Source organism: Actinomadura sp. GTD37 (genome assembly GCF_041951365.1).
GTDB lineage: Bacteria > Actinomycetota > Actinomycetes > Streptosporangiales > Streptosporangiaceae > Spirillospora.
The window spans coordinates 319,688-343,725 of sequence record NZ_JBGNUS010000008.1; the positions used below are offsets into that span (position 1 = coordinate 319,688).

Here is a 24,038-nt window from a genome sequence, read left to right on the forward strand (position 1 = left end):
ACGATCGAGGTATGCGGTTCGTCAAAGGCCACGGCACCGAGAACGACTTCGTGATCCTGCCCGACCCGGACGGCGTCCTCGACCTGACGCCGGAGGCCGTCGCGCGGCTGTGCGACCGGCGGGCCGGGATCGGCGCCGACGGCGTGCTGCGCGCCGTCCGGACGAAGGCCGCCGAGTACGAGGCCGGCGCCGAGTGGTTCATGGACTACCGCAACGCGGACGGCAGCATCGCCGAGATGTGCGGCAACGGGGTGCGGGTCTTCGCCCGCTACCTCGTCGACGCGGGCCTGGCCGCGCCCGGCGAGTGGGACGTGGCGACCCGCGCTGGCCTGCGGCGCGTCGCGCTCGGCGCGTCCGGCGACGTCAGCGTGGACATGGGCCTTCCCGAGGTCCTCGGCTACGGCGAGGCGTCCATGGCGGGGACGACGTTCCAGGGCCGCCGGGTCTCGGTGGGGAACCCGCACCTGGCGTGCCGGGTGGACGGGCCCGTCGCGGCGCTGGACCTGTCGCGTGCGCCCGGCTTCGACCCGGCCGTGTTCCCCGAGGGCGTGAACGTCGAGTTCTTCCGGACGGTCGGGGAGCGGCACGTCGAGATGCGGGTGTACGAGCGCGGCTCGGGCGAGACCCGTTCCTGCGGCACGGGCACCGTGGCCGTGGCTGCGGCTGCGGCCTCCGGGACGGCGGGCGCGTCCGAGTGGACCGTGGACGTCCCCGGCGGCCGCGTGACCGTCGCCTTCGACGGGGAGACCGCGTTTCTACGGGGCCCGGCCGTCCTGGTCGCGGAGGGCGAGACCCGACCCGGCTGGTTCTAGCCGAACGCCTCCCCACCAGGGATTGTGGCGGTTTCGGAGGGGTCCCGGCATGAACGGGACAGGTGTCCCTCTCCAACGGGACCGTGGGCCGCGTAATTTTCTTCTTGCACACCCTCTGGTGAATGGCCCGTACGGACCGGGATGGGAGCCCCGGCGCCGTATGGAGCCCGAGGGCCGGTGGCGACCTTCTTGGCGGGGGGCGGTCACCGGCCCTCCCACCAGGGTGGGGCCGGTGGATCTTCCGGGGAGGCGCGCGTCAGGAATGGCCGCCGTTGACCGGCAGCCTGGCCCGGACGAGTGTGCCCCCCTCGGGGCCGGGCCCCACCGTGCAGGATCCGCCGAGTTCGGCCGCGCGTTCCCGCATCGAGGACATGCCGATACCGGATCGCACCCGGTCGGGCAGCCCCACTCCGTCGTCGCCGACCGTGACGTGCAGGTCGCCGTTCAGGCACAGCGTGACCTCGGCGCAGCCGGCGCCGGCGTGCCGGTGCACGTTCGTCAGCGCCTCCTGGACGATCCGGTACGCGGCGACCTCCGCGGCGGCGGGCAGGCCCTTCAGGTCGCCCTCGACGCGCACGTCGACCCGCGGGCCGTCCCCGGTCGCGACGACGCCGCCGAGCGCCTGGATCGCGCCCTCCAGCCCGAGGTCGTCCAGCGCGGGCGGACGCAGCCCGTACACGAGGTCGCGGATGTCGCCGATCGTGCGTCCCATGGTGGCGCGCAGGTCCTCCAGGAGCGCGTCCACCGCCTGGGGGTCGGTCTTGAGCGTGATGCGGGCCGCGTCCACCGTCATGGCGAGGCTGGCCAGCGTGGGGCCGAGCCCGTCGTGCAGGTCGCGGCGCAGCCGTCGCCGCTCCTCCTCCCGGGTGCGCAGGATGTGCTCGCGGGAGCGCTGGACGTCGGCGGCGAGCCGGGCCGCGTTCGCCAGCTCGGCGAGGTTGCGGGCGAGGACGCCGGACAGCCGCGCGTCGGGGGCGCGGGCGACGCCGAACAGCAGCCGGCCGACCGGCTCGCCGTGCCACACCAGCGGGATGAGCTGGGGGCGCCTGCCGAGCACGCCGTCCTCCGCGGAGACGGTCCGGCCGTCGCGGTCCAGCACCTCGATCACCACGCCGGACGCGTGCAGCGCGGAGCGGGACACCTCGGCCGCCACGGCGAGCGCGGAGCGGGCGTCGGCGGCGGTCTGCAGCCGCCGGTTGAGGCGGTCGGCGATCCGGTACGGGTCGCGCTCGCCGTGGATGAACCCGTCCACGGTGCGCTGGAGGCGCCGCCGGACGGGCTCGAACACCGCGCCGGCGGCGATCGCCCCCGCCAGGCCGGTGAGGGCGCCCCCCTTGCCGTGGGCGAGCAGGCTCGCGGCGCCGACCAGCGCGAAGTACACGCCGGTGATGACGACGACGAGCCCGGCGTACACGAGCGTCCGGCTGACCACGAGGTCGATGTCGTACAGCCGGTACCGGGTGATCGCGATGGCGATGCAGATCGGGACGGCGACGATCGTGATGTTGCGGAGCGGGTCGCCGATGGGGCCGTTCTCCCCGACGTAGATGACCGCCTCGGCGAGGATGCCGGGGTAGACGACCCAGGCGATCTGCCGGCGGACGTCCGGCGCCGCCCGGACGAACCGGACGGCCACCGAGAGCAGGCCCGCGGCCAGGGTGCCGATGATGACGACGGCGATCGGCAGCGGGATCCCGCCGAACGGGTAGACCGACACCCCGTTGTGCCAGCCGCGCACCTCCGGGTCGACCGTCAGGTGGACGCAGACGATGACGGGGACGAGGCAGGCGAGGGCGAGCACGGGGCGGAACCAGCGCGACACCAGCCGGCCGTCCGGGAAGATCAGCGGCAGGACCAGCGTCAGCGCGTAGGTGTCGACCGCCCACAGCCAGGTGCCGACCCAGTCGACGAACCCGGCGAACGCCCAGTCGTGCCGCTGCGCCCACGGGCCGAGGTTCAGCGCCAGGACGTACACGGCCGCGCTGGCCCCGGCGCCGAGCATCAGCCAGGCGACCTTCAGCCCCGGGCGGTGCCGCAGCAGGACGGCGCCGACGGGCGTCCAGGCCAGCGCGACGAGGATCTCCGGATGCCACCAGACCATCCGCGCGTCCGGCGGCAGCCGGGCGCCGATGGCGAAGGACGCGGCGACGGACGCGACCGCGGTCAGCGCGAGCAGGACGCCTGCGCGTCCCGCGGCGCGGTCGTGTGCTGCCGTCTCCATCGTCCGCTCCCCGCCCGAAAGTAATGGAATGTTAAAGCTTCCAGCTCCTCGTCCTGCAGTCTGCGCGGCGTCCGGCTCAGGACACGCCGCCGCGGCCGGTGGGCGCGGCCCGCGGGCACGGCGCGCGCGGGCGTGCCGTGATGGTAACCGCGGAATCTGCTAAGGAGAACGGAAGGCCCAGGTCAGAGCGTCTTTCGTAACATTCCAGTACGCTTCGTGGCCGGAGTGCGGCACTCCGTGTCCGCTACCGGCCGGTACGGGGGTGCTCCGCTTCGCGCCGGGTGAGGACCAGGGGGCCGTCCTCGGTGACGGCCACCGTGTGCTCGGAGTGGGCCGTGCGCGAGCCGTCGGCCGACCGGATGGTCCAGCCGTCGGGGTCGTAGACGATCCGGTCGGTCGTGCGGGCGAACCAGGGTTCGAGCGCGAGGGTCAGGCCCGGCCGGAGCGTGAGGCCGCGCCCCGCCGTGCCCCTGTTCGACACGTGGGGCCCCTCGTGCATGGTGCGGCCGAGGCCGTGGCCGCCGAACTCGTCGTTGACCGGGTAGCCGTAGTCGCGGGCCACCGCCCAGATCGCGGCGGAGATGTCGCCCACCCGGTTGCCCGGGCGCGCCGTCTCGATCGCCGCCTCCAGCGCCTCCTCGGTGGCGCGGATGATCCGCAGGTCCTCCTCGGCGGCGGTCCCGACGACGACCGTGCACGCCGAGTCGGCCACCCAGCCGTCGACGCCGACCGCGAGGTCCGCGCTGAGGACGTCGCCGTCGCGCAGCACGTAGTCGTGGGGCAGGCCGTGCAGGACGGCGTCGTTGACCGACAGGCAGATGACGTTGCGGAACGGGCCGTTGCCGAAGGACGGCGCGTAGTCCCAGTAGCACGACTCCGCGCCGCGGCGCTCGATCATGGCGCGCGCGTGGTGCTCCAGGTCCAGGAGGTTGACGCCCACCGCGGCGATCCTCTGGACCTCGGAGAGCACCTCGGCGACGAAACGCCCGGCCACGTGCATGCGCTCGATCTCCGCGGGCGTCTTCAGTTCGATCACAAGTACCTCGCGTAAGGGAGTGTGGTATTTCTATACCGGAACTCTAGCGCTTGACGGTATAGAAATACCAGTTCTACCCTGTGGGCATGGTCCGCCAACCGCTCACGTCCGAACAGATCGAAGCCGGCCGGCGTCTCGGCGCACTGCTGCGCCGCGCGCGGGCGGGCCGCGACCTCGCGGAGGTCGCGGCCGCGGCCGGCATCTCGCCGGAGACCCTGCGCAAGATCGAGACCGGCCGCCTGCCCTCCCCGGGGTTCGGCACGGTCGTCCGCCTCGGCGAGGCCCTCGGCGTGCCGATGCAGGACCTGGCGACCACCTGGCGCGGCACCGCCCTCCCCTTGGAGGCCATCTCCTAGGAGGTCGCGGCCCGCGGCCGGGCGGAAGGGCGTCGATCTCCCGGCTTCGGTGATTTTCCTACGCGTTGTGTGATCGTTCAGTAGCATTCCGTGTTCTGTGCTGAACGGTCCGGGAGGTGGCGCGTTGGCGGGGTTCCTGCTGCGGCGGACGGCGAGCCGCGGGGTGCTGGTCCTTCTCGCCGGGAGCCTCGCCTACCTGCTCGCCGCCGCGGCGCTGGACCCTCGGGCCGGGTTCGCGGGGCGGGCTCCGCGTCCACCGGACGCCGTGGTCGACGCCCGGCTCAGCGCGCTCAACCTCAACGACCGGACGCCCCTCGCCGACCGCTACCGCACCTGGGCGCGGGGCGTCCTGCGCGGTGACCTGGGGCGGACGCAAGAGGGCGAGTCGGTCAACGCGGAGTTATGGCGCCGGGTCGGTGTGAGCCTGCGGTCGCTGGTTCCCGGAGCGGTTCTGGGGAGCGCTCTGGGAGTTCTTCTCGGCGCTCTCGCTGCGGCCAGGCGCGGACGAGTCGCCGACCGGGTCATCTCGATCGGGTCGTATCTGGTCCTGGCCGTTCCCGTGTTCGTCCTCGCGGTGCTGTCGCAGACGATCGCCGTCAGGGTGAACGGCGCCCTGGGCGTGCGGGTGTTCGTGTGGGTCGGGGAGTCCGCGCCGGGGGAGCCCGGCCCGCTCGGCGGGGTCGTCGACCGGGCCCGGCATCTGCTGCTTCCGGCGGCCGTGATCGGGTTGGCCCAGGCCGCCCTCTACAGCCGCTACCAGCGCGGCTTGACACTGGACGTCCTGCACGCCGATTTCGTCCGGACCGCGCGGGCCAAGGGGCTGCGGAGGCGGAGCGCCCTGCTGCGGCACGGCCTGCGCACCGCGCTGATCCCGATGGCGACGTATTTCGCCTATGCGTCCGGGCTGCTCGTCCTCGGCGGCGTGTTCGTCGAGAAGGCCTTCGGCCGGCACGGGGTGGGCGAGTGGCTGGTCGAGTCCATCGCGCGCGGCGACGTCAACGCGGTCGCGGCGATCGGCTGCGTCGCCGCGTGCGCGGTGCTCCTGGCCGGTCTCGTCTCGGACGTCCTGACCGGCGTGCTCGACCCCCGCGTCCGCTCCGGGGCCGGGCGGTGACACGGCGAGGCGTCGCGGGTCTCGTGCTGCTCGCGGCGGTGGTGCTGCTGGCGTTCGCGGGGCCGCTCGTGTCGCCCTGGCGGTGGGACGAGACAGACTTCACGGCGTTTCGCCAGGGCCCGTCGGCGCGGCACTGGCTCGGCACCACGCAGGGCGGACGGGACGTCTTCGCCCTCGTCCTGCGCGGGGCGCAGAAGTCGCTGCTGATCGGCCTGCTCGTCGCGGTGCTCTCGACCGCCCTCGCCGCGGTCGTCGGCACGGTCGCCGGGTACGCGGGCGGCCCGGTCGACCGGGCGCTGATGCGGGGCGCCGACCTCCTGCTCGTGCCGCCGCCGCTCCTCGTCGTCGCCGTCCTGGCGCCGGCGCGCGGATGGCCGGTGCTCGTCCCGCTGCTCGCCGCGCTCATGTGGATGCCCGCGGCCAGGATGGTGCGGGCGGCGACGCTGGCGGCGCGCGAGCGCGAGCACGTGCTCGCCGCCCGGTTCGCGGGGGTGGGCGTACCGCGACTGATCGTCCGGCACGTCCTGCCGCAGGCGGCGTCGCTGCTGGTGGCGGACGCGAGCCTGACCGCCGGCGTCGCGATCACCGCGGAGGGCGGGCTGTCCTACCTCGGCCTCGGGGTCCGTCCGCCGGACGTCTCGCTCGGCACCGTCATCGCGGACGGGCAGGGCGCTGCGGCCACGTGGCCCTTCGGAGCCGCCGCCGGGCTGCTCGTGCTGATCGTCCTCGCCGTGAACCTTCTCGGCGACGGCCTGCGGGACGTCCTCGACCCGCTGCGGGACGCGCGGTGACGGTTCTGCGGGTCACCGGCCTGACGGTCGGCTTCGGGAGCGGCGTGCGCGCCGTGCGGGGAGCGGGCTTCGCGGTGGAGGCCGGGGAGGTGCTCGGGATCGTCGGCGGGTCCGGGGCGGGGAAGACCGCGCTCGCGCTCGCCGTGATGGGCCTCCTTCCGGACGGCGCCGCCGTGACGGGATCGGTGCGGCTGCGCGGCGCCGAACTGGTCGGGCGGTCCGACGCCGAGCTGTCGCGGGTGCGGGGCCGGGACCTGGCGATGGTGTTCCAGGAGCCGGCGCTCACGCCCGTCCGCACCGTGGGCGACCAGATCGCCGAGGCCGTCCGGGTCCACTCCGGGGCCGCGCGGCCGGCGGCCTCCGGACGGGCCGTGGAGCTGCTCGACATGGTCGGCGTCCCGGGCGCGGCCCGGCGGGCCCGCGCGTACCCGCACGAGTTCTCCGGCGGGATGCGGCAGCGGGTGATGATCGCCATGGCGATCGCCGGAGATCCGGGCGTGATCCTGGCGGACGAGCCGACGTCCGCGCTGGACGTGACCGTCCAGGCCCAGATCCTGGACGTTCTCCGCACCGCCAAGGAGGCGACCGGCGCCGCGATCGTCCTGATCACGCACGATCTGGGCGTCGTCGCGGGGTTCGCCGACCGGGTCATGGTCATGCACGGGGGACGGGTCGTGGAGACGGGACCGGTGGAGCAGGTCTACCGGCGGCCGCGTGCGGCGTACACGGCCGGATTGCTGCGCTCGGCTCCCCGCCTGGACGGCAAGGGTGCGCCCGAGCCTCGTCCCGGGCGTCCTGTCGTGCTGCGCGTGGACGGTCTTGTCCGGCACTATCCCGTCCTCAACGGGACGCTGGTGCGGCGCCGGGTCGGGACCGTGCGCGCCGTGGACGGCATCGAATTCGACGTCCGGGAGGGTGAGACCCTCGCACTCGTGGGGGAGTCGGGGTGCGGCAAGACCACGACCCTGATGGAGATCCTGCGGCTCGCACGCCCGCAGGAGGGACGTGTGGTCGTCCTCGGCCGGGACACGGCGTCCCTGAGCGCGGCCCGGCGGAAGGTGTTGCGGCGTGACGTCCAGGTCGTGTTCCAAGACCCCGCCGCCTCGCTCAACCCCAGGATGCGCGTGACCGACATCATCGCCGAGCCTCTGACCGCGCACGGTGTCCCGTCCTCGCACATCGGTGGCCGCGTCAAGGAGTTGCTAGAGCTGGTGGGCCTGGAGCCAGGGCACGCTCTACGCCGCCCCCACGCGCTGTCGGGCGGGCAGAAGCAGCGCGTGGGCATCGCCAGGGCGATCGCTCTGGAACCTCGCCTCCTGCTCCTGGACGAGCCCGTGGCGGCCCTGGACGTATCGGCGCAGGCGAGTGTCATGGCCCTGCTGGAGGATCTCCGCGATCGTCTCGGCCTCGCATATCTGGTCGTCGCCCATGACCTTGCCGTCGTCCACCGCATCGCCCACCGGGTCGCCGTCATGCACATGGGCCGCATTGTCGAGTCGGGGCCGGTGCGCGACGTGTACGAGGCGCCGTCCCACCCCTACACGCGCGTGCTGCTGGACGCGATCCCTCTGCCAGATCCGTCCCCGGGGCGTCGTCGCGTCCCTCTACGAGGAGATCCACCCGACCCCATGTCACCCCTCGCAGGCTGTCGTTTCCGCGGCCGCTGCCCCCGTTACCTCACGCTCACCGCAATGGACGCGCGCGTATGCGAAGAGCAAGACCCGCAGCCCTGCGGAGGCCCGGACCGATGGGTCGCCTGCCATCACCCTCCCGGCGGAGCCGAGGCCGACCATTGAAACGGATACTCGGTGCGGTTCTCCTAGGCGTCGTGCTCGTGGCCGGATGCGGCGGCGCGGAGCGGCGGGACGAGACCAGCACGTCCGGGCGGCTGCCGGCGTCCGACGTCAACCCGGCCCCGCGCGACCGTGTCGTGAACGGCGGGACGCTCCGCTGGCCGCTGCCGGAGTTTCCGTCCCAGTGGAACTTCAACCACGTCAACGGCACCACGGGCGCGGTCGGGCACGTTGTCCAGGGCGCTCTCCCGTACCTGATGCGCGCGGACGAGAAGGCCGTCCCGCATCCCGTCCCGGAGTATCTGGAGTCGGCCGCGCTGAAACGCACCGGGCGCGGGCAGACCGTCACCTACAGGCTCAACCCGCGAGCCAGGTGGTCCGACGGCAAGCCCATCGGCTACGCCGATTTCGCGGCCCAGGCGCATGCGCTCTCCGGACGCGACCCGCGCTACGAGGTCTCCACCGTCAGCGGCTACCGCCTGATCGAGCACATCGGACGGGGCGCGGGCGAACACGAGGTCGAGGTGACGTTCGCCCAGACGTACGCCGACTGGAAAAGCCTGTTCAGCCCGCTGTACCCGGCCGCCGCCTACTCCAGCCCACGCTCGTTCAACACCGGCTGGGTGAACCGCCTGCCCATCACGGCGGGCCCCTTCAGAATCGAGCGGATCGACCAGACCGCCAAGACGGTCATCTTGGCCCGCGACCCGTCCTGGTGGGGCCCACCCGCCAAACTCGACCGCATCGTCTACCGCGCCATGGACACCAGCGCCATGCCCGGCGCGTTCGCCAACAACGAGATCGACCTCATGGACATCGGCCTCGACGCAAGCGCGCTGCAACGCGTCCGGCACGTCCCCGAGACCGACGTTCGCCGGGCAGGGGGACCGGACTGGAGGCACTTCACCTTCAACGCGGCCGCTCCCGCCCTGTCCGATGTGCGCGTGCGGAGGGCGGTCGTCCTGGGCATCGACCGGCGCGTCATCGCGCGGTCCGACATGGCCGGGCTCGGGCTGCCCGTCCAGACGCTCGGCAACCACTTCTACGTCAACACCCAGGACGGCTACCAGGACAACTCCGAAGAGCTCGGCGCGTACGACCCGGCTCGCGCCGGACGGCTCCTGGACGAGGCGGGCTGGCGGCGGCACGGCAAGTACCGCGCCAAGGACGGACGCACGCTCGCACTCCGGTTCGCGGTGCCGTCCGGCGTCCCCATAAGCCGACGTGAAGGGGAGCTGACGCGCGCGCTGCTCGAACGGATCGGTGTCCGGGTGGACATCGACCTCATCCCGGCCGACGACGCGCTGGACGCCTACGTCACGCGGGGGAACTTCGACATCGTCCCGTTCTCATGGCTGGGCACCTCGTTCCCGGTCTCGCCGATGAGAGCGGTGTTCGCACGCCCGCGCGGAGGCCGCGTCCAGCAGAACTACTCCCGCACCGGGACCGCCGCCATAGACGAGTCGATGGACCGGGCGATCGCGGAGACCGACCCGGCGAGGATCCACGCCCTTGTGAACAGAACCGACCGGCTCATCTGGCGCCAGGCGTCCGTCCTGCCCCTGTACCAGCGTCCGCAGCTCGTCGCCGCGCGCGCGGACCTGGCCAACATGGGCGCCTGCGGCTTCCTTGAGCCCGACTACCAGGACATCGGGTTCACGCGCCGGCCCTAGCCCCGCCCTGGCACGGCCGTCAGGGGAACGCGAGCCGGATGCCCTTGCGGTCGCTGGTGTAGCGCGCGTTCCACACGTACAGCCGGAGGTCGTCGGCGGAGATGTCGTCGTCGACCGGCAGGTCGGAGGCGATCCGGACCACGTAGGACGCGCCGGCCGGCATCATCGCGCTGCCGCTGTCCTCGACCGGCGCCTTCGACCCGTCGATCCGCGCCGTGATCTTGCTGTGGTTGGGCAGCGTGCACATGTCGCCGGGGATGCCCGCCTGCGGCATGCACCGGTCCCGCGCCGCCGCGGGCATCCGCGCCTTCGGCATGAACAGGTCGCCGGGGAAGTCCAGCAGGACGGGCCGCCGCTGGGTGTTGGTCAGGATGTAGTCGGCGTAGGCGTACGTCGTCCCCGACGGCGGCGCCTTGGTGGCGCCGAGCGGCTGCCGCCCGGTCCCGGCCTTGACCCCGGCGAGGCTGTACCCGTACCCCTCGGGCGTCGTGAAGTTCACCGCGGGCCCGGCCTCCGGCGCGGGCACGGCGGAACCCGCCGGGCCGCCGTCGCCCTGGCTGGCCAGGGTCGGCTGGGCGGTCTCCTCGACGCCGTCGCCGCCGGGCCGCAGGAAGACGATCCCGGCGGCCACCGCGGCGATCCCCACGGCGCCCGTGAGGGCCCCGGCGAGGCCGAGCCTTCCGGCGCTCGTCTTCCTGCGCCGGCGGTGCGAGCGGTGCGGCTGGTAGCTGTTGGACATGATGGTGCGTGCTCCCTCGGGCCTCTCCAGGCTCAGTAAGCGCGGCCTATCGAGTTGGGGTCGGCAAGGGTGGCTGGCCACGATACCGGACGCCCGGATCGGCGGTGGTCCAGGCCCGCGGGTTACGAACCGCGCGCGATGAGGGCGTGGCGGCCGAGTCCCCGCAGGGAGGCGTCCAGCACCTGCGCGGTGTGCGCGACCGCGATGCCGGCGCCGCGCCGGCGCAGCGCGGTGGCGATCTGCATCGAGCAGCCGGGGTTGGCGGCGACCAGTAGTTCGGCTCCGGTGGCGCCGACGTTCACCGCCTTGCGGTCGCCGAGTTCTCCGGCGGCCTCCGGCTGGAACAGGTTATAGGTTCCGGCGGAGCCGCAGCAGACGTCGGGTTCGGCGATCTCCCGCACGGTCAGCCCGGGAATCGCCGCGAGCAGCGCCCGGGGCTGGGTCCGCACGCCCTGGGCGTGGGCGAGGTGGCAGGCGTCGTGGTAGGCGATGGTGACCGGAAGTGGCCTCCGCTCCGCGCGGGGCCCGAGTTCCACGAGGTACTCGGCGAGATCCCGGGTCCGCTCCGCGAGCGCCTCGGCGCGCGCGGCCCAGGCGGGGTCGTCCGCGAGCAGCGCCCGGTACTCCTTCATCGCCGACCCGCAGCCCGCCGAGTTCACCACGATGACGTCGACGGACTCGAACGTCTCGACCGTCCGGCGGGCGAAGGCGCGGGCCTCGTCCGCACGCCCGGAGTGCATGGACAGGGCGCCGCAGCACCCCTGGTTCCGGGGGATGACGACGTCGCAGCCCTCCAGCGCCAGGACGCGGGCCGTGGCGGCGTTGACGCCGGGGAAGAACTCGCTCTGCACGCAGCCGGTCAGCATCCCGACCGTGGCGCGGCGCCCGCCGCGCGCGGCGACGCGCTCGGGCAGCCGCGGCGCCCTCCCGAGGGGCGGCGCGAGCCGTTCCATCGCCGCGATGGACGGCGAGATGCGCTCCAGGATCCCGCTGCGCCGGACGAGCCGCTCCAGACCCGACTTCTGGTAGGCGCGCAGGGGGCCCCGCAGAGCGCGGAGCCTCCGCCTGTACGGGAACAGCTGGAACACCATCTCGCGGATGGCCCGCTCCTTCAGCGGACGCGGATGCTCGCTCTCGACCTCCGCGCGGGTGGTCTCGATGAGACGGTCGTACTGGACGCCGGACGGGCAGGACGTCACGCAGGCCATGCATCCGAGGCAGCGGTCGAAATGCTCGACCATGGGTTCGCTGAGAGGCGCGCCGTCCACGTGCTGCTGCATGAGGTGGATGCGGCCCCTGGGGGAGTCCATCTCCTCGCCCCACAGCACGTACGTCGGGCATGTGGGCAGGCAGAAACCGCAGTGGACGCAGTCGCTGAGCAGATCCGGAAGGTCGTCCTGGGCGCTCATCAGATACCTCCCACAAAGCGGCCGGGGGACAGCCTGCGATCCGGATCGAACTGGTCCTTCACACGCCGCATCAGTGCGAGCGCCGGAACCGGCCCCCACAGGTCGATCGCGCCGCGCACCTCTTCGGGGGCGTAGCGGACGACGGCGTGGCCACGGTGCCGGGCCAGGGCGTCCCGTAGACGGCCCAGGACGTCGGCCACGTCGTCCGGGGTCATCTCCGGGGGCAGACCCACGTGCCCGTGCCCGCTACCGCTCCACGTGACGGGGACGTCCCGCCCGAGCAGGTCGAGGACGTCGCGGAGCGAAGGCGGTGGTGCGCTGATGTCGACGAGGGTGGTGCCGTCCGGGTAGCGCCCCCAGCCGTCCGGTGCGGTCTCGGAGACTCCGGTGCCCTCCCCGAGGAGTTCTGCGGTCTGCCCAGCGCGCGCGGCGACGCCGTCCGGTACGCCTTCCAGGAGGACCGAGACCGTTCCCGGGCCGATGTACTCGACCGCACTGGGCGCGACAGGAGAGTGCAGGACGCTCTGGACGGCGTCATGCGCGTCCTCCGCCCCGCCCACGGTGCACGTCACGTACGCGGACGCGGTCGGGATCGGATGCAGGCGGAAGGTGGCCTCCACGATCAGGCCCAGGGTGCCGTACGAGCCGGAGAAGAGCCGGCCCAGGTCGTACCCCGCGACGTTCTTGACGACCTTGCCGCCCGACCGCGCGACCCGGCCGTCCGCCCGCACGACGGTGAGCCCGATGACCAGGTTGCGGGGCGTCCCGTACAGCGTGCGGAGCGGACCCGCCGCACCCGCCGCGACCGTCCCGCCGACCGTCGAACCGGGGAGCGGCACGTCGAGGGCGAGCCGCTGCCCCCGCTCCGCGAGCCGCTCGCCGAACACGTCCATCGGCAGCCCGGCCTCCGCCTTCGCGACGAGGTCGCCTGCCGTGTGCTCTACGAGCCCGTCCAGCCGGTGGGTGTCGACGAGCAGATCGCAGCGTTCCGGGGGCTTCCCCCAGTCCAGGCGGGTCTCGGCCCCGCGCGGGACGACGGCGAGCCCCTTCTCGGCGGCGACGCGCATGACGTCCGCGGCCTCGGTGAGGTCCTTGGGCGCGGCGACGAGCGCGGGCTCGACGCCGAGCACGCCCTCCGCGGGCTCGCCGGGCCGCACGTCGGCGCAGACCTTCGCCAGAGCGTCCAGGGGCCGCATCAGAAGATGTCCGCCTTTCCCTCGTAGGGGTGGGGGCCCTTGCGCTTGCCGGGCACCTCGCCGCACAGCCGCGGCGTCGGGAAGACCTTGCCCGGGTTGCACAGCCCCGCCGGGTCGAACCCGCAGCGGACCATCTGCATCGTGTCCAGATCGGTGTCGGTGAACATGCGCGGCATGTACCGGGACTTGTCGACGCCGACGCCGTGCTCGCCCGTGATGGAGCCGCCGTGCTCGATGCACAGGTCGAGGATCGCGCCCGACACCGTCTCGGCGCGCTCCTCCGCACCCGGTTCGGCGTCGTCGAACAGCACCAGCGGGTGCAGGTTGCCGTCGCCCGCGTGGAACACGTTCGCGACCCGCACGCCCGACTCGGCCGACAGCGCGTCGATCCTCGCGAGGACCTGCGGCAGCACCGTCCGCGGGATGACGCCGTCCTGGACGAGGTAGGCGGGGCTGATCCGGCCCACCGCCGCGAACGCCGACTTGCGGCCCTTCCAGATCAGCGCCCGCTCCTCGTCGCTCGCGGCGATCCGGATCTCGAACGCGCCCGCGTCCCGGCACAGCCGCTCCACCCCGGCGAACTGGGCCGCGACCTCGGCGTCCGGGCCGTCCAGCTCCACGATCAGCACCGACCCGGCGCCCGCCGGGTACTCGCAGCGCACCGCGGCCTCGGCCGCCTCGATCGCGAGGGCGTCCATCATCTCGATCGCCGCCGGGACGACGCCCGCCCCGATGATCGCCGACACCGCCGTCCCGCCCGCCTCGATCGAGTCGAACGCCGCCAGCAGCGTCTGCACGGTCTCCGGGACCCGGGTGAGCCGCACCGTGATCTTGGTGGTGATGCCGAGCGTGCCCTCCGCCCCGACGAAGACGCCGAGCAGGTCGTAGCCGGGCGCGTCCGCCGCCAGCTCCACCAGCTCGCCGTCCGGCGTGACGACCTCGCAGGCCAGCACGTGGTGCGCGGTGAACCCGTACTTCAGGCAGTGCGCGCCGCCGGAGTTCTCCGCCACGTTCCCGCCGACCGAGCAGATCTGCTGGCTGGACGGGTCGGGCGCGAAGTAGTACCCGTACGGCCGGACGGCCCGCGTCACGTCCAGGTTGATCACGCCGGGCTCCACCACGGCCCGCTGGCCCGGGATGTCGATCTCCAGGATCCGGCGCATCCGCGACGTGACGATCAGCACGCCGTCGGTGCGCGGCAGCGCGCCGCCCGACAGCCCCGTCCCGGACCCGCGCGCCACGTACGGCACGCCCGCCGACGCGCACGCCCGCACAATGGCCGCGACCTGCTCCGCCGTCTCGGGCAGCACGACCACCCCGGGCGTCGCGCGGTGATTGGTGAGGCCGTCGCACTCGTACGTGCGCAGCCGCACCGGATCACTGATCACCCGTTCCGCCCCGGCGATCTCCGCGAGCCGGGCCGCGAGCCCTGTGAGCATGGATTCCATCCCTACCACCATCCTCCGCCCCCGGCACCCCCGCAAGATCGGGCCGGACGGCCCGCGCCGCCCGGCCCCGTGCCCCCGGCGCGCCGCTACGGGAACTGCTGGTAGGCGGGGGTGGTGAGGAACTCGGAGTACTCGTCGGCCAGCGTGACCTCCTTGAACAGGGTCACGGCCTGGTCGTAGCGGGGCTCGTTGTACGCCTGGCCCAGCTCCGCGCGGATCTTGCCGAGCTCCTCGTCCAGGAGCTGCTCCACCCACTCCTTGGTGATCTTCCTGCCCTCGGCGGTGGAGACGCCGTTGTAGATCCACTGCCAGACCTGGGAGCGGGAGATCTCGGCGGTGGCCGCGTCCTCCATCAGGTTGTGGATCGCGACCGCGCCGGCGCCGTCCAGCCAGGTGGCGAGGTAGCGCAGCGCCACGTCGACGTTGCCCCGCAGGCCGGCCTCGGTGATCGCGCCGGGGGTGTCCTTGACGTTGAGCAGGTCGGCGGCGGAGACCCGCACGTCCTCGCGGAGGCGGTCGCGCTGGTTCGGCCGGTCGCCGAGGACGCCGTCGAACACCTCGCGGCAGACGGGGACGAGGTCGGGGTGCGCGACCCAGGAGCCGTCGAAGCCGTCGCCGGACTCGCGGGTCTTGTCGGCGCGGACCTTCTCCAGCGCCACCTTGTTGACCTCCTCGTCCCGGCGGGACGGGATGAACGCCGCCATGCCGCCGATCGCGTGCGCGCCGCGCTTGTGGCACGTCCGGACGAGCAGCTCGGTGTAGGCGCGCATGAACGGCGCGGTCATCGTGATCGCGTTGCGCTCGGGGAGGATGAAGTCCGCGCCCCGGTCGCGGAACTTCTTGATGACGGAGAACAGGTAGTCCCAGCGTCCGGCGTTCAGCCCGGCGGAGTGGTCGCGCAGCTCGTAGAGGATCTCCTCCATCTCGAACGCGGCCGGGATCGTCTCGATCAGGACGGTCGCCCTGATGGTGCCGCGCGGGATCTCCAGGGCGTCCTGGGCGAGGTTGAACGCGTCGTTCCAGAGCCGCGCCTCAAGGTGGCTCTCCATCTTCGGCAGGTAGTAGTACGGGCCCTTGCCCTTGCCGAGCTGGCGGCGCGCCGAATGGAAGAAGTAGAGGCCGAAGTCGAACAGCGACCCGGACATGGGCTCGCCGTCGACGAGGAGGTGCTTCTCCTCCATGTGCCATCCGCGCGGCCGGACGACGATGGTCGCGAGCTCCTCGTCGGCCTTGAGCGCGTAGCTCTTGCCGGACTTGGCGTCGGTGAAGTCGATGGTGCGGTCGAGGGCGTCCCGCAGGTTGAGCTGGCCCTCGATCATGTTGTCCCACAGCGGGGTGTTGGCGTCCTCGAAGTCGGCCAGCCACACCTTCGCGCCCGAGTTCAGCGCGTTGATCGTCATCTTCCGGTCGGTCGGGCCGGTGATCTCGACGCGGCGGTCCACCAGGCCGGGCGCGGGCTCGGCGACGCGCCAGGCGTCGTCGGTGCGGACGTCCGCCGTCTCCGGCAGGAAGTCCAGCGTCCCGCCCGCGGACAGCTTGCGCTGCCGCTCGGCGCGGGCCGCGAGGAGCTCCTTGCGGCGGGCGCCGAGCTCGCGCTGCAGGGCGGCGAGCAGGCCGAGCGCCTCGGGGGTCAGGATCTCCTCGTAGCGATCGCCGAGGGGTCCGGTGACCTCGATGCCTTCCAGTCCAGCCATCTGCTCGCCCTTTCCTACGGTTTTTCGTATGGTGAAATTCAACTTCTGTTACGTGGAGAACGGTACTCGGCGGTGGGAGGCTCGGTCAAAGCGGGTATCCCTGCCACATCTCCCCGCGCGCGCTTACGTCAACCCAGGAGGGAAGACACCGCGATAACCGCGTGACCACCGTGGACGCGCGTGAGACGATCGCCGGGAAGATACGGCCGCGAAGCGGCGTTCTACTGAGGACATATGACTCAACCTTTCTCTGCAGACAAGACCCAGGCCCAGGACCAGACCCAGGACGAGTTCGAGTACCAGCCCATGACGGGCGAACTCGACCTGGAGGACCGGAGGGCACTGCGCCGCGTCGCGGGCCTGTCCACCGAGCTGACCGACGTCACCGAGGTCGAGTACCGCGCCCTGCGGCTGGAGCGGGTCGTCCTCGTGGGCGTCTGGACGGAGGGAACGGCCGAGCAGGCCGAGAACTCCCTGCGCGAGCTGGCGCTGCTCGCCGAGACCGCGGGCTCCGAGGTGCTCGAAGGGCTCGTCCAGCGCCGGTCCCGCCCCGACTCGGCCACCTACATCGGCTCCGGCAAGGCCGCGGAGCTGCGCGACGTCGTGATCTCCACCGGGGCCGACACCGTCATCTGCGACGGCGAGCTGGCCCCGAGCCAGCTGCGGCACCTGGAGGAGACCGTCCAGGTCAAGGTCATCGACCGGACCGCGCTGATCCTCGACATCTTCGCCCAGCACGCCAAGAGCCGCGAGGGCAAGGCGCAGGTCGAGCTCGCGCAGCTCAGCTACCTGCTGCCGCGACTGCGCGGCTGGGGCGGCAACCTGTCCCGGCAGGTCGGCGGGCGCGCCGCGGGCGGCGTCGGCATCGGCGGTCGCGGCCCCGGCGAGACCAAGATCGAGCTGGACCGGCGGCGGATCCGCACCCGGATGGCCAAGCTGCGCCGGCAGATCGCCGAGATGTCCAAGGCGCGCGACACCAAGCGCGGCGAGCGGCGCCGCAACGCGGTGCCCGCCGTCGCCATCGCCGGCTACACCAACGCGGGCAAGTCGTCCCTGCTCAACCGGCTCACCGGCGCCGGGGTCCTGGTGGAGGACGCGCTGTTCGCCACGCTCGACCCGACCGTCCGGCGCGCCGAGACGCCCGGCGGCCGCGGCTACACCCTGGCCGACACGGTCGGGTTCGTCCGGCACCTGCCGCACCAGCTCGTCGAGGCGTTCCGGTCGACGCTGGAGGAGGTCACCGACGCCGGGCTGATCCTGCACGTCGTGGACGGCTCCGACCCGGACCCCGAGGCGCAGATCGACGCCGTCCGCGAGGTGCTGCGCGAGATCGACGCCGAGGCGATCCCCGAGATCATCGTGATCAACAAGGCCGACGCCGCCGACGATCTCGCGATCGCGCGGCTGCAGCGCCGCGAGCCGCACAACGTCGTCGTGTCCGCCCGCACCGGGTTCGGCATGGACGCGCTGCGCGCCGCCATCGAGGCCGACCTGCCGGGGCTGGAGAGCGAACTCCACGTCCTGGTGCCGTACGAGCGCGGCGACCTCGTCGCTCAGATGCACGATCGCGGCGAGGTGCTCAAGCAGGAGCACGTCGCCGAGGGCACCGTCCTGCACGCGCGCGTGCCGGCGGGCCTCGCGGGCGAACTCGCCCAGTACGAGACCGTCGCACCGACGGCCTGAACCCGGCGCCGCCGGGCCCCGCGCGGGCCCGGCGGTCTCGGGGCCCGGTTCGGAGGCCGTTTCAGGGCGGTCTGGGACCGGCTCAAGAATCATCCTGGTCGCCGAACGGTGACAGCTTGTCCATTCCGCTTGACGGTTCGGTTGAAATCCGTACGGTCATTAGAGCCAGGGGCGGGACGACGGCTGCCGATGAAGTGCGGCGCGCTGCGACGCGGTGCCAGCAGAGGTTGTCGGAGGGCCCTCCGGTGCACTACCGTGACGAAACCGATATCTCCGGTCTCGTTGCCAGTGGTGGTCCTCCGGCCACCCGACCCTCCGTTGGTGAGTCGCCGGCACCCAGCCGGTGTTTCGGATCGAGAGCAGGTGGCCATGGCAGGTCCGAACACCGGCACGAGGGCGGGCGGCCCGCTCCAGCGCCATCCGGCACCCGGTACCGCGCCGAAGGGCGCACGGCTCCATCCAGGTCGGTGACCCTATGACGGTACGGCTGTTGACGAACATCGGCAGGCTCTGGACGGGCACCGACGTCTGCAGCAACGCCGCGGTGCTCATCCACGACGACCGGATCGTCTGGGCCGGGCCCGCGTCCGACCTCCCGCAGAGCGTCCCCGGCATCATCGACGACATCGTCGACGTCGACCACGTCGAGAACCTCGGCGGCGGCCTCGTCACGCCGGGGCTCATCGACGCGCACTCGCACCCGGTCTACGCGGGCAACCGCTGGGCCGAGCTCGCCATGCGCACCAGCGGGTCGTCCCACTCCGCCATCGCCGCGGCGGGCGGCGGCGTGAACTCCACCGTGACCGTCACCCGGGGCACCGACCCCTGGACGCTGTGCAACGGCGTCCGCGAGCGGCTCCGCCAGTGGATCCTCGCCGGCACCACCACCGTCGAGGCCAAGACCGGCTACCACCTCACCCGCGACGGCGAACTCGCCGACATCCGGATGCTGCGGTCGCTGGAGGGCGAGCCGTCCATGCCGCGCATCCACGCGACGTTCCTCGCCGCGCACATCCTCCCGCCGGAGTTCTTCGGCCGCCGCCGCGACTACATCGAGGCCGTCCGGCTGTGGGCCGGCGACGCCGCCGTGGCCGGCGCCGACTCCATCGACGTCTACTGCGACGAGGGCCACTTCACCGCCGAGGAGGCGCGCGCCCTGCTGCTGACCGGCAAACGCGCCGGGCTGAAGGCGCGCATGCACGCCTGCGCCAACGAGCGCATCGGCGCCGCGCAGGTCGCGGCCGAGGTCGGCTGCGCGTCCGCCGACCTGCTCACCCAGGCCAACGACGACGACATCAAGGCCCTCGCCCACGCCGGCGTCACCGCCACCGTCTGCCCGGGCAGCTCCCTCAACAGCAGCCGCGCGCCCGCTCCCGTGCGGCAGATGCTCGACCGCGGCGTCACCGTCGCCCTCGGCACCGACCACAACCCCGGGCAGTGCGGCATCACGTCGATGCCGCTCGTCATCGGGCTGTCCGTCGCCATGTTCGGCCTGAGCGTGACCGAGGCCCTGCGCGCCGCCACCCTCGGCGGCGCCGCCGCGCTGCGGGTCGGCGACCGCGGCTCCCTCGCCCCCGGCATGCTCGCCGACATCGTGCTGTGGGACGCCGACCACGAGGGCGCCTTCGCGTGGGCCTTCGGGCTGCGGGCGCTCCGCATCTGGCGCGGCGGCGTACCCGTCCAGCCCTGACGCGGTGTCCCGGCGGCGGGTAATGTCCCTGCCATGGGCAGTGCGGTCGCGGTCGTCACGGATTCCACCGCCTACCTCCCGCCGGGGCTCGCCGAGCGGCACGGGCTCACCGTCGTCCCGCTGCAGATCGCCGTCGGCGGCGCCACCCGCGACGAGTGCGACATCAGCACCGCGGAGGCCGCGCAGGCGCTGAGGGAATGGCACCCCATCACGACGTCGCGTCCGGCGCCGGAACGCTTCGCGGACGTCTACGAGGCCGCCGCCTCGTCCGGCGCCCGGCACATCGTCTCGGTGCACCTGTCGGCGGCCCTGTCCGGGACGGTGGAGGCCGCGCGGCTCGCGTCCCGGGACGCGCCCGTCCCCGTGACCGTCGTCGACAGCGGGACCATCGGGATGGGACTCGGCTTCGCCGCCCTCTCCGCGGCGGCCACCGCCCTGTCGGGCGGCACCGCGGAATCGGCCGCCTCCGCCGCCGTCCGCCGCGCCGAACTCACCCGCTCCCTCATCTACGTCGACACCCTGGAGCACCTGCGGCGCGGCGGGCGGATCGGCGCCGCGGCCAACCTCCTCGGCTCGGCTCTCATGGTGAAGCCCCTCCTGGACATCGCGGACGGGCGGATCGCGCCGATCGAGAAGGTCCGCACCTCCTCGCGCGCGCTCGCCCGGCTGGAGGAGCTCGCCGTCGCCGAGGCCGGCGACCGCAGGGTCGACCTGGGCGTCCAGCACCTCTTCGCCCCGGCCCGCGCCGAGACCCTCGCCGCCCGGCTCCGCGACCGCGTCCCGCACGCCGAGGACGTCTACGTCGGCGAGGTGGGCCCGGTCATCGGCGCCCACGTCGGCCCCGGCATGCTCGGCGTGGTGGTGGCCCCCCAACTCTGACCGAGAGTTATCCACAATCTCCGGACCCGGTGCGGCCGGCCGGCCCGGCTCCTTAGCGTCGGACGCTATGAGACCCGACGCGCAGGACCGGCTGAACTCCCTCATCGGGAGGGTGAGGCCGCCCGCCCCTCCACCTTCACCCGACGCACCGCCGTCCGCCCGTTTACGGGCGACGCCCGAACGGTCCCACGTCCGGACCCTCGTCCTCATCGGCGTGGTCGCCGCCCTGGTCGCGGCCGGCTACCTGTGGCTCGCACGCCCGCGCCCCGCGGCGCCGGCCGCGTCCGCGGCGCCGATGGCGAGCGCCGCGCTCACCGGCACGCGGCCCGCCGTCCCCGCGAGCCCGGCGGCGGGCTCCTCGGTGGTCGTGCACGTCCTCGGCAAGGTGCGGCGCCCCGGCGTGATCACGCTGCCGTCCGGCTCGCGGGTCGCCGAGGCCGTCAAGGCCGCCGGCGGCGTCCGCGCCGGCGCCGAGACGGGCACGCTCAACCTCGCCCGCAAGGTCGTGGACGGCGAGCAGATCCCGGTCGGCATCCCCGCACCCGCACCGCCGCCGGGTGCAGCCGCGCCTCCCGCCGCCTCCGGGGCGCCCGGCATGCCGCTCGACCTCAACGCCGCCACCTCCGACCAGCTGGACGACCTTCCCGGCGTCGGCCCCGTCCTCGCGCAGCGCATCGTCGCCTACCGCACCGAGCACGGCGGCTTCCGCTCGGTGGAGCAACTCCAGGAGGTCAGCGGCATCGGCCCCAGCCGCTTCACCGACCTGAAACCCATGGTCCGCGTCTGACCCCCTCGCCCGGTTCCCTGCCGTCACCGGCGGGACCGTCCCGCTTCCCCGCCGACCGTCCCGTCCGGGAGGACCCCTGTTGAGACCTGGCACCGACTCCGTTCCCGCGGGGCTCCGCTCGCTTCCCCGCCAGGAGGGGAGTCCCCTTGGAGCGACCCGGACGACCCACGACATCCGCCTGCTGGCGCCCGCCCTGGCCACCTGGCTGGCCGCCGCCGCAACCCTCGGCCTCCCTCCGGAACTCACCTACGCGCTGGCCGCCACCGCAGCCCTGACGTCCGTCTACCTGCTGACCAGCCGCCCGGGCCGACGGGGCAGGGCGAATTCCAGTGGGGGACCGGACGGGCGGCGCCGGGGCGCCGATGCGGCGGGTGGGCGGCGGGTCGCCGCGGGGGCCGTGCTGGTGTGCGCTGCGGCGTCGGCGTGCGGGGTGGCCCTCCGGACGTCCGCGGTGGAGGACGGGCCGGTCCACGACCTCGCACGTGCCGGGCGGTACGCGACGGCCGAGGCGGTGGTGACCGGGGACCCGCAGGCGAAACCGGGGAACGGCCGGCGCACCGTCATCGTCCGCGCCCGGGCAGAGGCGGTGCGGCTGACGAAGGTTCGCGTCCCAGTGCTGCTCATCGCGGGCGACCCCCGCTGGCTGCGCCTCGTCCCCAGCCAGCGGGTGCGGCTGCGCGGCCGGTTCGTGCCGCCCAAGGGCGCGGGCCTGCTGTCCGCGGTCGTGATCGTCCGGGGCCCGCCCACCGTGCTCGGGCCGCCGTCCGCGCCGCAGCGCGCGGCCGAGCACATGCGCGGGCGCCTGCGGGCGGCGGTGGACCGGCTCCCGCCCGACCGGCGCGGAGTACTGCCCGGCATGGTCGTCGGCGACACCTCCCGCCTCGATCCCGCCCTCGCGGCGGACTTCCGGACCGCCGGGCTCACCCACCTCCTGGTGGTCTCCGGCGCGAACCTCGCGATCGTCGTCGGCGCGGTCCTCGGGCTGTGCCGCCTCGCCGGCCTCGGCCGCCGCCGCGCCCCGCCCGTCGCCGTCCTCGCGGTACTGGCGTTCGTCATCGTCGCGCGACCGGAACCGAGCGTCCTGCGGGCGGCGGTCATGGGCGTGATCGGCATCCTCGCGCTGTTCACCGGCCGGGAACGCCAGGGGCTTCCCGCGCTCGCCGCCGCGGTCCTGCTCCTCGTCCTGATCGACCCGGAACTCGCCCGCTCGTACGGGTTCGCCCTCTCGGTCCTCGCGACGGCAGGGCTGCTGGTCCTGGCGCCGTCCTGGCGCGAAAGGCTCGCCCGCCGGCTCCCCGGCCCCCTCGCCGACGCGCTCGCCGTCTCGGCCGCCGCCGAGGTCGCCGTGGCCCCGGTCCTGGTGATGCTCTCCGGCGAAGTGGGCGTCGTGTCCGTCTTCGCGAACCTGCTGGCCGCCCCCGCCGTCGCCCCGGCCACCCTCCTCGGCGTGCTCGGCGCCGTGACCGCCCTCGTCTCGGTGCCCCTCGCCCGGCTGATCGTCCGGCCCGCCGGCCTCGCCGTCGGCTGGATCATCTGGGTCGCCCGCACCGCCGCCGCGCTGCCGTACGCGACCGTCCCCTGGATCGGCGGCGGCCTCGGCGCCGCGACCCTCCTGGCGGCCGGCGCGGTGGCCGTCCTGATCCTGCGCAGCGGCCGCCTCCGCCTGATCGCCGCCGCGGCCATGACCGGCGTGCTGGTCGCGGTCGTCGCCATGCGCGCCATGGCCCCCGGCTGGCCGCCGCCCGGCTGGCAGATGGTCGCCTGCGACGTGGGCCAGGGCGACGCCCTGGTCCTCGCCGCCGGCCCAGGCCAGGCCGTCGTCGTGGACACCGGCCCTGACCCCGCCCCGGTCGACCAGTGCCTCCGGCGCCTCGGAGTGAAGGACGTCCCGCTCCTCGTCTTCACCCACCCGCACGCCGACCACATCAACGGCACGTCCGGCGTCCGCCGCCACCGCGCGGTCCACGAGGTCCTGACGACGCCCCTCACCTCGGGCCGCGAGGCCCGCTACACCTCCGGCCTCCGAACCCGCCACGCCGAACCAGGCCAACAATGGCGTGTGGGCGACCTGACGCTCTCGATCCTGGCCCCTCCCAGCACCACCCGCCTCCTCTCCCCGAAGGACGACGGCACCACGATCAACAACGCGAGCATCGTCCTCATCGCCCGCAAGCCGGGCTTCAGCGCACTCCTGGCAGGCGACGTCGAAACGGAGGCCCAGCGAGTGCTGGAAGCGACCGTCCCCCACGTCCAGGTCCTGAAGGTCCCGCACCACGGCTCCCGCAGCCAGGACCCCCGCTTCCTGGCCGCCGCCCACGCGTCCATCGCCCTCATCTCGGTGGGCGAGCACAACGACTACGGCCACCCGTCCCACACCACCCTCGCCCTCCTGCGCGGCCTCGGCACCCGAATCCACCGCACCGACCAGGAAGGAGACATAGCCATAGTCCGCACGAACACCGCCGTAACAGCCATCCCGCGCCACTGATCACGGACATGACGTGTGGTTCTCCCCCCGAGAACGTGGGTGCTTCACCAACTGATCACTTGCCCCCCAGCAAGAGCACTTTCCACACCTGGGTGTGGCCGGAGGGGCGCTCATGTGCGGTGCTGCCTGGGGAGGCTCATGTGCGGTGCTGCGGGGAGTCTGCGAGGCCGGGGTTTGTGGGCTGCGGTGGAATGGCGTCCTGCGGGTGGGGGGTGGTTCGGGGCGGGTG

General features: G+C 73.4%; 18 protein-coding genes. 11 read left to right on the plus strand and 7 right to left on the minus strand.

Features of this window, described 5'->3' with window-relative positions:
- Positions 1-11: 11 nt before the first annotated feature.
- A complete protein-coding gene (dapF, locus tag ACA511_RS33605) occupies positions 12-812 on the plus strand; it encodes a diaminopimelate epimerase (RefSeq protein ID WP_375028711.1) in 801 nt (266 codons plus the stop codon).
- Between the two features lie 256 nt (positions 813-1,068).
- Here the strand turns inward: dapF and ACA511_RS33610 are convergent, their stop codons facing one another.
- Both ACA511_RS33610 and map read right to left on the minus strand, forming a co-directional pair.
- Complete coding sequence (locus ACA511_RS33610; RefSeq protein ID WP_375028712.1) at positions 1,069-3,033, minus strand: histidine kinase; 1,965 nt, start codon at positions 3,031-3,033, stop codon at positions 1,069-1,071.
- 244 nt (positions 3,034-3,277) lie between these two features.
- Positions 3,278-4,069: a type I methionyl aminopeptidase gene (map, locus tag ACA511_RS33615; RefSeq protein WP_375028713.1), complete on the minus strand. Its 792-nt coding sequence runs from the start codon at positions 4,067-4,069 to the stop codon at positions 3,278-3,280.
- Positions 4,070-4,155: 86 nt separating this feature from the next.
- Here map and ACA511_RS33620 point away from each other — a divergent pair, with 86 nt between their 5' ends.
- The 5 genes from ACA511_RS33620 (at position 4,156) to ACA511_RS33640 (ending at position 9,796) form a co-directional block, all read left to right on the plus strand.
- Positions 4,156-4,425, plus strand: a complete 270-nt coding sequence (locus tag ACA511_RS33620) for a helix-turn-helix transcriptional regulator (RefSeq protein WP_375028714.1) — start codon at positions 4,156-4,158, stop codon at positions 4,423-4,425.
- Between the two features lie 124 nt (positions 4,426-4,549).
- The gene (locus tag ACA511_RS33625; protein ID WP_375028715.1) at positions 4,550-5,539 is read left to right on the plus strand and encodes an ABC transporter permease; all 990 of its coding nucleotides are present in this window, start codon (positions 4,550-4,552) and stop codon (positions 5,537-5,539) included.
- A complete protein-coding gene (locus tag ACA511_RS33630; RefSeq protein WP_375028716.1) occupies positions 5,536-6,330 on the plus strand; it encodes an ABC transporter permease in 795 nt (264 codons plus the stop codon). The genes ACA511_RS33625 and ACA511_RS33630 overlap by 4 nt, the downstream gene beginning before the upstream one ends.
- Complete coding sequence (locus ACA511_RS33635; RefSeq protein WP_375028717.1) at positions 6,327-8,126, plus strand: dipeptide ABC transporter ATP-binding protein; 1,800 nt, start codon at positions 6,327-6,329, stop codon at positions 8,124-8,126. The genes ACA511_RS33630 and ACA511_RS33635 overlap by 4 nt, the downstream gene beginning before the upstream one ends.
- Before the next feature lie 32 nt (positions 8,127-8,158).
- Positions 8,159-9,796 carry an ABC transporter family substrate-binding protein gene (locus ACA511_RS33640; protein WP_375028718.1) on the plus strand — a complete coding sequence of 546 codons (1,638 nt, stop codon included), beginning with the start codon at positions 8,159-8,161 and terminating at the stop codon, positions 9,794-9,796.
- Between the two features lie 19 nt (positions 9,797-9,815).
- Here ACA511_RS33640 and ACA511_RS33645 read toward each other — a convergent pair whose 3' ends face one another.
- The 5 genes from ACA511_RS33645 to aceB all read right to left on the minus strand — a co-directional run bounded on the left by ACA511_RS33645 (position 9,816) and on the right by aceB (position 16,282).
- The gene (locus tag ACA511_RS33645; protein WP_375028719.1) at positions 9,816-10,535 is read right to left on the minus strand and encodes a hypothetical protein; all 720 of its coding nucleotides are present in this window, start codon (positions 10,533-10,535) and stop codon (positions 9,816-9,818) included.
- A 122-nt stretch (positions 10,536-10,657) separates the two neighbouring features.
- The gene (locus ACA511_RS33650; protein ID WP_375028720.1) at positions 10,658-11,944 is read right to left on the minus strand and encodes a (Fe-S)-binding protein; all 1,287 of its coding nucleotides are present in this window, start codon (positions 11,942-11,944) and stop codon (positions 10,658-10,660) included.
- On the minus strand, positions 11,944-13,140 hold the full coding sequence (locus ACA511_RS33655; RefSeq protein ID WP_375028721.1) for an FAD-binding oxidoreductase: 1,197 nt from the start codon (positions 13,138-13,140) through the stop codon (positions 11,944-11,946). The genes ACA511_RS33650 and ACA511_RS33655 overlap by 1 nt, the downstream gene beginning before the upstream one ends.
- A complete protein-coding gene (locus ACA511_RS33660; RefSeq protein ID WP_375028722.1) occupies positions 13,140-14,579 on the minus strand; it encodes an FAD-linked oxidase C-terminal domain-containing protein in 1,440 nt (479 codons plus the stop codon). Before ACA511_RS33660 ends, ACA511_RS33655 begins: the two co-directional genes overlap by 1 nt.
- 95 nt (positions 14,580-14,674) lie before the next feature.
- Positions 14,675-16,282 (minus strand): malate synthase A, encoded by a 1,608-nt coding sequence (gene aceB, locus ACA511_RS33665; protein WP_375028723.1) that lies wholly within the window; start codon positions 16,280-16,282, stop codon positions 14,675-14,677.
- Between the two features lie 234 nt (positions 16,283-16,516).
- On the opposite strand from aceB, the gene hflX reads away from it, so the two are divergent.
- The 5 genes from hflX (at position 16,517) to ACA511_RS33690 (ending at position 23,809) form a co-directional block, all read left to right on the plus strand.
- Complete coding sequence (hflX, locus tag ACA511_RS33670; protein ID WP_375028724.1) at positions 16,517-17,965, plus strand: GTPase HflX; 1,449 nt, start codon at positions 16,517-16,519, stop codon at positions 17,963-17,965.
- 475 nt (positions 17,966-18,440) lie between these two features.
- Entirely contained in the window at positions 18,441-19,655 is a 1,215-nt protein-coding gene (hutI, locus tag ACA511_RS33675) for an imidazolonepropionase (protein WP_371948995.1), read from the plus strand.
- Between the two features lie 33 nt (positions 19,656-19,688).
- Complete coding sequence (locus tag ACA511_RS33680; protein WP_375028725.1) at positions 19,689-20,534, plus strand: DegV family protein; 846 nt, start codon at positions 19,689-19,691, stop codon at positions 20,532-20,534.
- A gap of 67 nt (positions 20,535-20,601) precedes the next feature.
- Positions 20,602-21,321 (plus strand): helix-hairpin-helix domain-containing protein, encoded by a 720-nt coding sequence (locus tag ACA511_RS33685; RefSeq protein ID WP_375028726.1) that lies wholly within the window; start codon positions 20,602-20,604, stop codon positions 21,319-21,321.
- 79 nt (positions 21,322-21,400) lie between these two features.
- A complete protein-coding gene (locus tag ACA511_RS33690; protein ID WP_375028727.1) occupies positions 21,401-23,809 on the plus strand; it encodes a ComEC/Rec2 family competence protein in 2,409 nt (802 codons plus the stop codon).
- Positions 23,810-24,038: the final 229 nt, after the last annotated feature.